6 protein-coding genes are annotated in these 10,878 nt (G+C 70.1%); 3 read left to right on the top strand and 3 right to left on the bottom strand.

The features are described from left to right. Positions 1 to 1,265: ROK family transcriptional regulator (locus KME77_RS17660; protein WP_219468674.1), on the bottom strand; the 1,265-nt coding region annotated here is incomplete at its 3' end. Between the two features lie 221 nt (positions 1,266 to 1,486). Between KME77_RS17660 and KME77_RS17665 the strand changes: the two genes are divergently transcribed. The 3 genes from KME77_RS17665 to KME77_RS17675 are packed head-to-tail and all read left to right on the top strand — an operon-like array spanning position 1,487 to position 5,032. Beyond that, positions 1,487 to 3,142 (top strand): extracellular solute-binding protein, encoded by a 1,656-nt coding sequence (locus KME77_RS17665; protein WP_308250744.1) that lies wholly within the window; start codon positions 1,487 to 1,489, stop codon positions 3,140 to 3,142. Next, complete coding sequence (locus tag KME77_RS17670) at positions 3,135 to 4,139, top strand: ABC transporter permease (RefSeq protein WP_372451189.1); 1,005 nt, start codon at positions 3,135 to 3,137, stop codon at positions 4,137 to 4,139. Before KME77_RS17665 ends, KME77_RS17670 begins: the two co-directional genes overlap by 8 nt. After that, on the top strand, positions 4,136 to 5,032 hold the full coding sequence (locus tag KME77_RS17675; protein ID WP_219468677.1) for a carbohydrate ABC transporter permease: 897 nt from the start codon (positions 4,136 to 4,138) through the stop codon (positions 5,030 to 5,032). The genes KME77_RS17670 and KME77_RS17675 overlap by 4 nt, the downstream gene beginning before the upstream one ends. A 70-nt stretch (positions 5,033 to 5,102) precedes the next feature. Here the strand turns inward: KME77_RS17675 and KME77_RS29925 are convergent, their stop codons facing one another. Both KME77_RS29925 and KME77_RS17685 read right to left on the bottom strand, forming a co-directional pair. Beyond that, positions 5,103 to 7,817 carry a cellulose binding domain-containing protein gene (locus tag KME77_RS29925; protein WP_219468680.1) on the bottom strand — a complete coding sequence of 905 codons (2,715 nt, stop codon included), beginning with the start codon at positions 7,815 to 7,817 and terminating at the stop codon, positions 5,103 to 5,105. 135 nt (positions 7,818 to 7,952) lie between these two features. Continuing rightward, entirely contained in the window at positions 7,953 to 10,871 is a 2,919-nt protein-coding gene (locus KME77_RS17685) for a glycoside hydrolase family 3 protein (RefSeq protein ID WP_219468683.1), read from the bottom strand. Positions 10,872 to 10,878 lie beyond the last annotated feature (7 nt).

A 10,878-nucleotide genomic window follows, 5' to 3' on the forward strand; every position in this document is an offset into this window, starting at 1 on the left:
CCCCCGCCGAGCGCGGCGGCGTCGTAGCCGAGCGACGACATCACCACCCGGCAGCCGCCGGCCTCCGGCGCGATCGTGCGCTCGCGCACCTCCTTCTCCACGGCGGGCAGCAGCCAGGCCGCGAGCGGCACGTAGTAGCCGCCCAGGATGACCACCTGCGGGTTGAGCAGGTTGGCCAGGATGGCCACGCCCCGGCCGAGGTCGCGGCCGACGCCGGCGAGCAGCTCCAGCGTGCGGGGGTGGCCCGCGCGGGCCCGGCGCACGACCTCCTCGATCTCCAGCTCCACCTCCACCGGCGAGACGTGCGCCCCCTCCGGCGAGGACGGGGAGGCCGGCGAGACCGCGGGCGAGTCTTCGGGCGTGGGCGAGTCTTCGGGCGTGGACAAGCCTGCGGGCGCGGACAAGCCTGCGGGCGCGGACGGGGCGAGGTGCTCCAGCACCGCGCCGATCCCCGCCACCGCCTCCAGGCAGCCCACCCGCCCGCACCGGCAGCGCGGCCCTCGCGGGTCGATCTGGATGTGCCCGATCTCGCCGCTGAACCCGCGCCCGCCGCGCCGCAGCCGCCCGTCGAGGATGACGCCCGCGCCCACCCCCAGCTCGCCGGTGAGGTAGACGAGGTCGGAGACCGCCCCGTGCGGCCCGAACCGGTGCTCGGCCAGCGCGCCGAGGTTGGCGTCGTTGTCGGCCTGGATGGGGAAGCCGGGGTCGCGCAGCGCCTTGGCCAGGTCGCCGCTGACGTCGCCGCTGACGTCGGTGTCGAGCCAGCCGAGGTTGGGCGCCACCCGTACGACGCCGGTCCCGTCGACCAGGCCGGGCACGGCGACGGTCAGGCCGAGGATCTGCTTGTCCTCCTTGGCCATGCGGTTGACCACACGCCGCACGATGGCGGCGACGGCGGCGACCGAGCCGGGGAAGGCCCGCCGCCAGGACAGCAGCCGCTCCCCCGCCAGGTCGACGGCCACGGCCGTCACGTAGTCGACGTTGATCTCCACGCCGATCGCCGCGTACGGCGAGCCGTCGAGCACCAGCATCGTGGCCGGCCTCCCCACGCGGTTCTCGGTCAGGCCGGTCTCCCGTACGAGGCGGCGGTCGATCAGGTCGGCTACCAGGCTGGACACCGTCGCCTTGTTCAGGCCCGTGGAGGCCGCGATATCGGCCCGCGAGCAGGGCGCGTGCTCGCGCACGAAGCGCAGCACGACGGCGAGGTTGGTGGCCCGCACGTCGGCGAAGTCGGCCGGCTGCGGGTCGCTCGATGAGGTGATCAAGATCTGTCCCGTCCGTCAGGCCGTAGCGGGCGGTTCTTCCGCTGTACCAAGTGTGCGCCGCCTCCCAGGCTTACCACGTCTCCGGCGCGGGTCAGGAAAACTGTGACCGCCCGCACACCTTGTGGTCAGCGCCGCCTCGGGTTTAGTTTGTTTGGTCATTAGACGAACTAATTCTAGCCGATAGTCATCACGTTCGGACACCCCACCGAAGGGAGGGCGTCGTGACATCGCCGTTGACTCGCCGTGGATTTCTCGCCCTGGCCGGTCTCACCACACTCGCCGCCTGCTCCGCCCCGACGGGACGCAGGCCGGGCCAGAGCGGCGCCACCGCCGCGGCGACCGACAAGCTGTCGCAACTGGCGCCGTCGTACGTGGAGTTCGCCGGCGTCAAGCCCGACGTTCCCGGCACCGTGTCGAACCTGCCCGGCGTGCCCGGCATCGGCGGCGGCTTCACCGCCTACCCGGCCACCCCGTCCGCGGCGCTCACCCAGAAGGCCGGCAAGGGCGGCGCCTACAAGGCGATGACCCCGCTGTGGGGCCCGCCGCCGCCCGGCCTGTCGAGCAACACCTACTTCCAGGCGGTCAACGCCGAGCTCGGCGCGACAGTCGAGTTCCAGATCGCCGACGGCAACACCTACGCCGACAAGGCCATCGCCCGCCTGGCCTCGGGCGACCTGCCCGACCTGTTCGTGATCCCGAACTGGGAGATCGAGAAGATGGCGGACTTCAACACCGCCGTGGACAAGGCGTTCGAGGACCTCACGCCCTATTTACAGGGTGACAGGATCAAGCCGTACGCGCTGCTGGCCAACCTGCCGACCGCCTCGTGGGAGTGGTCGGTGTGGAACGGCAAGCTCATGGCCGTGCCCTTCCCCACCGAGCCCTACCCGTACGGGCTGCTCTACCGCAAGGACCTGTTCGAGAAGAACGGCTGGAACCAGAACCCCAAGAGCGCCGACGAGCTGTACCAGCTCGGCAAGGAGATCACCGACGCGAAGGCCAAGCGGTGGGCGTTCGGCGACATCCACGAGATGGCCTGGCCGATGTTCGGCGTCCCGCAGGAGTGGCGCTACACCGGCGGCAAGCTGGTGCACAAGTACGAGACGCCGGAGTGGCAGGAGATGACGGCGTGGATGCGCAAGCTCTTCGCCGAGGAGCTCATCCACCCCAACGTCGCCAGCAGCAAGGGCGCCAACGAGAAGGACCTGATCGGTGCCGGCCAGATCGTCGTCTACCGTGACGGGCTCGGCGGCTGGAAGGAGCTGCTGCTGCAGCACCGCGGCAAGAACCCGGACTTCGCGCTGGGCGTCTTCCCGCTGTTCGCGCACGACGGCGGCACCCCGATCATGTACCACAACCAGGCGGCGGGCATCTTCACCTTCGTCAAGAAGGGGCTGGCGAAGGAGAAGGTCGAGGAGCTGCTGTCCATCCTCAACTGGTGCGCCGCCCCGTACGGGACCAAGGAGTACGAGCTGTCGAACTTCGGTGTGAAGGACAAGCACTTCACCCTGGACGACAAGGGCATCCCGCAGCTCACCGACCTGGGCCGCAAGGAGGTGGCCTTCACCTACGGCTTCCTGGGCGGGCGGCCCATCTTCGTGGACTGGCCCTACCCCGAGGCGGTCAAGGCCAGCGTGGAGTGGCAGAACTCCTCGTTCAAGTACATCGAGAAGACGCCGTTCGACGGGATCAAGATCCAGCGGCCGGCCAAGTACGCGGGCCTCCAGGTGCCGACCGAGGACAAGTTCACCGACATCATGCGCGGCCGGCGGCCGGTCAGCGACGCCAAGCAGATCGCCGACGAGTGGCGGCGCGACGGCGGCGAAGAGGCGCGCGAGTTCTACCTGAAGGTCCTGCGGGACAACGGCCGTGCCTGATCGCGTGACCGTCGTCAGCCCCCCGGACGCCGGGCCGGTGGGCGGCCTGCCTTCGCCCACCGGCCCGCGCGGAAAGCGCGCGAGGCGGCACCCGCTGCGGGCGCGGCTGCGGCGGGACTGGCAGCTGCTGCTGATGACCGTGCCCGCGATCGGGCTGCTGCTGCTGTTCCACTACGTGCCGCTGCTCGGCAACGTGATCGCCTTCCAGGACTACTCCCCGTACGTGGGCATCAAGGAGAGCCCGTGGGTGGGCCTGTCGAACTTCCAGTGGCTGATGCTGGACGCCAGCTTCTGGGACGCCACGCTCAACACGCTGACGATCACCGCGTTCCAGCTCGTGTTCTACTTCCCGATCCCGATCATGCTGGCGATCCTGCTGGACAGCGTGGTGCGGCCGCGGCTGCGGCTGTTCATCCAGGGCATCGTGTACATGCCGCACTTCTTCTCGTGGGTGCTGGTCGTGACGTTGTTCCAGCAGATGTTCGGCGGGGCGGGGCTGCTGGCGCAGATCCTGCGCGACCACGGCTGGTCCGGCATCGACATCATGACAAATCCGGACACGTTCATTGTGCTGGTCACGGCCGAGTCCGTCTGGAAGGACGCCGGCTGGGGCACGATCATCTTCCTGGCCGCGCTGGCCGCCATCAACCCGAACCTGTACGAGGCCGCCGCGGTGGACGGCGCGTCGCGCTGGCGGCGGATGTGGCACATCACGCTGCCGGGGCTGCGGCCGGTGTTCGTGCTGCTGCTGATCCTTCGGCTCGGGGACGCGCTGAACGTCGGCTTCGAGCAGTTCTTCCTCCAGCGTGACGCCGTCGGCCGCGACGCCGCCGAGGTGCTCGACACGTTCGTGTACTGGCGCACGCTGCTGACCGGCGAGTGGAGCTACGGGGCGGCGGCGGGCCTGGTCAAGGGCGTGACCGGGCTGATCCTCATCCTCATCGCCAACAAGGTCGCCCACCGGTTCGGCGAGCAGGGAATCTACAAACGATCATGACTATGCCTGTCTGGGCCGAGCGGCCCACCCGTGCCGGCGCGAGCGTGAAGGGCCTGGTCCTGGCCCTGATCGTGGCCGGCGTCCTGTTCCCGATCTACATGGTGGTGCTGACCAGCCTGTCCACGCAGGAGGCCGTGTCGGCGGCGGGCGGGCTGGTGACCGTGCCGGGCGAGCTGTCACTGGCCGCCTACCGGGAGCTGTTCGCCGGCGGGGTGGTGACCCGCTCGATCGGGGTCAGCCTCGGGGTGACCGTCGTGGGGACGTCCCTCAGCCTGACGGTCACGGTGCTGGCGGCGTACGGGCTGTCGCGGCCGGGGTCGCTGCTGCACCGGCCGCTGCTGTTCCTGGTGCTGCTGACGTTCCTGTTCGGGCCGGGGATGATCCCCAGCTATCTGCTGGTCAGCTCGCTGGGGCTGATCGACACGTACTGGGCGCTGATCCTGCCCACCGCGGTCACCGCGTTCAACCTGGTGGTGATGCGGGCGTTCTTCATGAACATCCCGGACGAGGTGACCGACAGCGCGCGGATCGACGGGGCGAGCGAGTTCCGGATCCTGTGGCGGATCGTGCTGCCCATGTCGAAGGGCGTCACGGCGGTCATCGGGCTGTTCTACGCGGTCGGGTACTGGAACGCCTTCTTCAACGCGACGCTGTACCTGAACGACAGCTCCAAGTGGCCGTTGCAGGTGGTGCTGCGGCAGTTCGTACTGCAGGGGCAGTCGATGTTCGTCGGGCAGACCGGCGAGACGGCGATCGGGGGGCAGGTGATGCCGCCCAGCCTGGCGATCCAGATGGCGATCGTGTCGCTGGCGCTGATCCCGGTCCTGGTGATCTACCCGTTCGTGCAGAAGCACTTCACCAAGGGTGTGATCATCGGCGCCGTCAAGGGGTGACCGGCGGGGGACGAGGAGGGGAGGGCCCGTGTTCCGGACGGGCCCTCCCCTCATGCCCTCCCCTACGCCGTCAGGCGGGGGTGCAGGTGAGGGTGGCGGGCGGGTTGTTGGCGGTGCTCCAGGCGCCGTTGAAGCCGAACGTGGCGGTGGCTCCGGCATTGAGCGCGCCGTTGTAGTCGGCGTTGGTCACCCGGGCGGCCGGGCCGGGCCGGTCCACGACGCCGCTCCAGAGCTGGGTGATCGTCTGGCCGTCGGGGAAGGTCCAGGCGACCGCCCAGCCGGTGGTGGCGACGGTGCCGGTGTTCCTCACCGTCACACTCGCCTGGAAGCCGCCCTGCCACTGGCCGCCCGGCGTGTACGTCGCCGCGCACGCCTTCCCCGGCGAGGGCGTCGGGGTGGGCGTGGGAGTGGGGGTCGGAGTCGGCGTAGGCGTGGGGGTGGGCGTCGGAGTGGGAGTGGGGCCGGTGCGGTCGCCGTAGATGATGCCCCGGCCGTTGGTGCCCAGGTAGACGCGGCCGTGGACGCGCGGGTCGCCGGTCAGCGCCTCGCCCATGTTGGCGTACTGGTGGCGGTCGTCGTTGATCCGCACCCACGACACGCCCGCGTCGTCCGAACGGAACAGTCCGTGCACGCCGTCGATCATGCCGACCAGGAAGATCGCCATGTACGAGCCGCCGGGCGCGGCCTTGCCGAAGCCGACGTTCTCGGCCGCCGTCACCGACGGCATGCGGGTGAAGGTGGCGCCGGAGTCGGTCGAGCGCCACAGCCCGTACGTGACCGCCGGGTCGTACTTGCCGGTGGAGGGTGAGCCGCCGACGAGCCAGATGTGCCCCTCGCGGCCGGGCACGGCCTTGAAGCGGACGGTGGTGGCGCCCGCCCCCTCGGTGCCCCAGCCCGCGCTGCCCGTGGGCAGGCCGGTGGCGGGGGCCTGGGTGAAGCCGGCTCCGGCATTGGTGCTCACGTAGAACTTGCCGCCGGAGTAGCCGTAGAACTTGCCCGGGTTGACCCGGTCCGAGCGGACCTGCGCCTGGGCCGGGATGCCGGTCGCGGCCGTCCACGAGCTGCCCGAGGTGGTGGTGCGGCTGACCGCTCCCCCGGTCGGCGACCAGACGGTGGTGGCGCCGTTGGCGGAGATCGCGACGCTGCCGCCCTGGGTGACGCCTGACGGCTCGTTGCTGGCCTGCCACCAGTTCGCGCCGCCGTTGGTGGAGAAGCCGATCCGGGTCACCCCGGCGGTGTCGTTGTCGCCGGCGCGGACCATGGTGGCCGGGCTGAGCTCGGCGTAGTCCATGCTCCTGGTGGTGACGTGGTTGGGCTGGGTGTACATCATGGCCGGCACGGCGTCGAGGTTGCTGTGCACGAACCCGCCGATGTCGCCGACGGCCGACAGCAGCGGCGCGCCGGTGGGCGGGCTGATCAGGTCGAGGACGGCGGTCTCCTCCAGCCCCTCGACGAACGGCCGGATGGTGATCTTGCCGCCGGCGGCGTCCCACTGCTTGAGGTTCGTGGTGCCGTAGATCGTCGCGCCGGTGCCGTACAGGAGCCGGTTGGAGTCGAACGGGTCGATCTCCATCGCCTCGGTCATCCAGCCGAGCTTGGGCGTGACCTCGGGCGGCTGCGGGTTGCCCATGGCCAGCCACGGGTGGGAGGAGACGTCCTGGGTGTAGCGGAAGGTCCGGTTCGGGTAGCCGTTCCAGTCCCAGATGCGGGTCCAGGTGGCGCCGCTGTCGTTGCTGCGGAAGATGATGTTGTCCGGCCACCACGACACCTGGCTGGAGACCATGATCGTGGCCGGGTTCTGGCGGTCGACGGTCAGGCCGCTGAAGCCGTAGTAGCGGTCGGCGTCGGGGGTCGGGGTGATCTCGGTCCAGGTGCCGGTGGCGGTGGCGTAGCGCCACACCTCGCCGTCCTCGCCCACGTACGGGCCGCCCGTGTTGCCGGTGGCCAGGTAGAGGTAGCCGTTGACCGGGTCGAGCACGCCCTTGTGCGGCACGTAGCCGGTCGGCTGGCCGGCCAGGCGGGTCCAGGTGGCGCCGGCGTCGGTGGAGCGGTAGACGTTGTTGTCCTTGTCGGCCACGCCCGCGTAGATCGTCCTGGTGGCGGTACCCGCCGACCCCGTACGCGGGTCGAAGGTGATCCACGGGATGCCCTGGGTCATCGTGTTGTAGTTGTACTGGGTGTCGTTGGGGTCCTGGGCGAAGTTGCCGGCGTTCGGGAAGCTCGTGACCTTGGCCCAGGTGACGCCGTAGTCGGTGCTCTTCCACAGGCCGTTCCTGTTGGCCGTGCCGTAGAACAGGATGTTGTTCCGGTTCGGGTCGATGACCAGACGCTCGCCCATGCCGCGGCCCGGCATGTTGCCGGAGCCCTTGAACGGCAGCTCGGTGGCGGCCCAGGTGGTGCCGCGGTCGGTGGAGCGCAGGATCGCGCCGTTGTTGGAGTCCCAGTCGTTGGTGTACATGCCGGTGGCGACGTAGACGCGGTTCGGGTCGACGGGGTCGGTGGCGACGCTGACGCCGCCGACCCAGCTCCATTTGTCCCAGCCGATGCCGTCGAGCAGCGGCGTCCACTTGGTCTTGTCCCAGCGGTAGACGCCGCCGATGTCGGTCCGGGCGTAGATGAGGTCCTTTTCCTTCTGGTTGAAGACGATGCCGGGGACGAAGCCGCCGCCGCCGATCTTCACCCCTTTGAACGCGTACGGGTCGGCGGCCACGGCGCCGACCGGAGCCATCCGGATGCCCGCCACCACCAGCACGAGAGCGAGCAGAATGAGCAGCCTTCTTCGCATGCGCGGTCCCTTCTCCGAGGCGTGAGACACCGCCATGCACGACCAGGTACGAGACCCTGCCGTCGCCGGAGCCGGTGCGCATGAACCTGACTCCGAGGCTCACACAGCCTCGAAGTCAGGTCAATAGTTTGGTTATCATCCAAACTTAATCGAACGGATCCGCAGGTCCCCTCTGAAGACGAGGTACAGGTCCCGGACGCCGTTCGCCCCCGAGACCGTCGCCGATGTCGCGACATATCGGTAGATGTCGCCGGTGGCGGGGGCCGTGACGGTGGCCAGCAGCGGCCCCGCCGGCGAGCCCGAGCGCACCTCGAACGAGCCGCCGGACACCGACGCCACGTCCGCGCTCAGCCCGGCCGGGCGCGAGCGAAGGTCGGCCTCGCCGAACTTCACCCAGTCGCCCGCCGACGCGCCCACCGCCTCGCCGGCGGCCTTGCTCTCGTCCACCAGGTCGACGCCCTGATAGTCGTCGAAGTCGATCACCCGGGTGACCCGCGTCAGGTCGCGGGGCGGGATCCGCTCGCCGTTCACCTGGAGCGTGGCGCGCTGCCTGATGTCGGCGGAGGAGGACCCGGCCATGACGTCGTGGGTGGCGTTCTCGACGGCCCACCTGCCGCGCGTGACGTCCCAGAGGGCCAGGTCGGCCTTCTTGAACGTGATCCGCACCGTGCGGCTCTCGCCGGGCCGCAGCGAGACGCGGGCGAAGCCGCGCAGCTGCTTGACCGGCTGCCGCTCCACGCGTGAGCTGCGCTGGTGGGTGTAGAGCTGGACGACCTCGTCGCCGGCTCGCGTCCCGGTGTTGGTGACCCTGACCGTGGCCTCGTAGGAGTCGCCGCGCGGGGTCACCCTGAGGTCCTGGTAGCCGAAGGTGGTGTAGCTGAGGCCGTGGCCGAACGCGTACAGGGGGTCGCCCTCGTGGTACAGGTACGTCATCCCGGTCTTGGTGATGTCGTAGTTCAGGATGTCCGGCAGGTCGTCGGAGCGGTACCAGGTCTGGGTGAGGCGGCCGGCCGGGTTGCGGTCGCCGAACAGGACGTCGGCCAGGCCGTGCCCGGTCTCCGCGCCGCCGTGGCTGGTCCAGAGCAGGGCGGGCGTGTCGACGCTCATGGTGGTCGGGTAGCTGTCCTCCAGGACGACCACGGTGTTCGGGTTGGCCGCCCGGACGGCCTTGATCAGCTCCTGCTGGCCCTGGCCGAGGGCGAGGCTGGAGCGGTCGTGGTTCTCGCGGCCGTACACGAACGGGTTGCTGCCGACCACGACCACAGCCGCGTCGGCGCCCTTGGCGGCCTGCGCCGCCGTCTTCGCGCCGCTGGTGACGACCTCCCGGGCGAAGCGGGCGGCCTGCGCCTTGGTGCCGGTGCCGAGCGTGCCGTCCGCGCCCACGCTCACGTAGTGCTCGGGGAAGGGCCACCAGCCCTCGTTGACCTCGTAGCCGACGTACTGGATCAGGTACGTGCCGTCGGACTGCCGCTCCAGCCGGAACTGCTGCTGGACGAACCAGCCGGTCGGCGTGTCGGAGTTGGTGACGTACGGGCCGAAGTTGCCGGTCAGCAGCTTGCCGTTGCCGGCGTTGCGCAGGGTGGAGACGTCGCCGGTCCAGTCGGTCTGGTCCCAGGTCGAGGCCGCGCCCGGGGCGGTGTCGGAGACGACCACGGACTCCGAGCCGGTGCCGGTGGCGGTCACGTACTTGCCGGTGGCCAGGTCCTTCAGCGCGATCCGGTCCAGGGCGTCGGCGCCGGTCACGGTCGCCCTCGCGCCCAGGCGCTCCTTGATGCCGGCCAGCGGGGTCACCTTGTACGGCATGACGCCGCCGTACCAGTCGCTGAACAGCGTGTCCTGGAGGGGCCCGAGCACCGCGACCTTCTTCAGCCCGGCCGGGAGCGGCAGCTTCCTGCCGGTGTTGCGCAGCAGCACCATGGCCTTGCCCGCCGTCTCCCGGTTGAGCCGCTGGTGGGCCGCCGAGTTGATGACGTCCTCGGTGATCCTGGCGTACGGGCCGCCGTCGGGGTCGAGCTGGCCGAGGCGGATCCTGATCGACAGCGCGTGCCGCACGCCCTTGTCGATGTCGGCCTCGGTGATCAGGCCCTGCGCGAGCGCCGACTTCAGGTTCGCCGTCATGGGCGCGGGGTCGTCGTTGTTGATGGTGAAGCTGTCGATCCCGGCCTTGAGGGTGGCGGCGACGGCCTCGGGCTTGGTCTCGAAGTAGTGCTCGTACTCCTGCAGCGCGTCGGGCGCCCAGGCGTCGCTGACGTTGTACAGCTCCTTGTCCGTCCAGGAGCGGACCAGGCCGCCGAGGTCGGGGTTGACGGTGTTCGGCCGTCCGTTGACCAGGTTGTACGAGCCCATCACGCCGGTGGCGGCGTCGGCGGCGATGGCGGGTTTGAAGGCGGCCTCGTCGTACTCCTTCTTGACCCGGGGCCGCAGGTTGGAGGAGGTGAGGCTGCGCAGGTACTCGTTGTTGTTGGCCAGGTAGTGCTTGAGCACGGGCGCGGTCTTGAGGTAGACGGGGTCGTCGCCGGACAGGCCCCGGCCGTAGGCGGTGGAGATGGCGCCGGTCAGCAGCGGGTCCTCGGAGTAGCCCTCCTCGTTGCGGCCCCAGCGCGGGTCGCGCAGCAGGTTGACGACCGGCGCCCACACCTGGGTGCCCCACAGGACCGGGTCGGCGGCGTTGTAGCCGCGCACCTCGTCGCCGGTCGCCGAGCCGACCCGCTTGACCAGCTCGGTGTCCCAGGTGCTGGCCAGGCCGACGGCCTGCGGGAAGACCGTGCCGCCGGCCAGCTTCTGGTTCCAGTTGTCGTTGTGGTCGTTGGACCAGGCGACGCCGTGCAGCGCCTCGGTGCCGGCCTTGAAGTACGGGATGCCGAGCCGGGGGATCGCCCGCTGCGACTGGTGCAGCAGGGAGATCTTCTCATCGAGCGTCAGCCGGCCGAGCAGGTCGCCGACCCGCTGGTCGAGCGGGACGGCCGGGTTCTGGTAGGGCAGGACGCGCGCGGCCTGGACGGGGGCCGCCCCCATGGTCACCGCTAACAGCGCGGCGGCGAGCACTCGCTTCATCGGGTGA

The sequence above is a fragment of the Nonomuraea rhizosphaerae genome, from assembly GCF_019396405.1.
In the GTDB taxonomy this organism is placed as follows: Bacteria; Actinomycetota; Actinomycetes; order Streptosporangiales; family Streptosporangiaceae; genus Nonomuraea; species Nonomuraea rhizosphaerae.

What these genes read in the sequence shown, in the direction of transcription:
- KME77_RS17675 (WP_219468677.1), top strand. Translation starts at nt 4,136, where the DNA reads ATGACTATGCCTGTCTGGGCCGAGCGGCCCACCCGTGCCGGCGCGAGC.
- KME77_RS29925 (WP_219468680.1), bottom strand. Translation starts at nt 7,817, where the DNA reads ATGCGAAGAAGGCTGCTCATTCTGCTCGCTCTCGTGCTGGTGGTGGCG.
- KME77_RS17685 (WP_219468683.1), bottom strand. Translation starts at nt 10,871, where the DNA reads ATGAAGCGAGTGCTCGCCGCCGCGCTGTTAGCGGTGACCATGGGGGCG.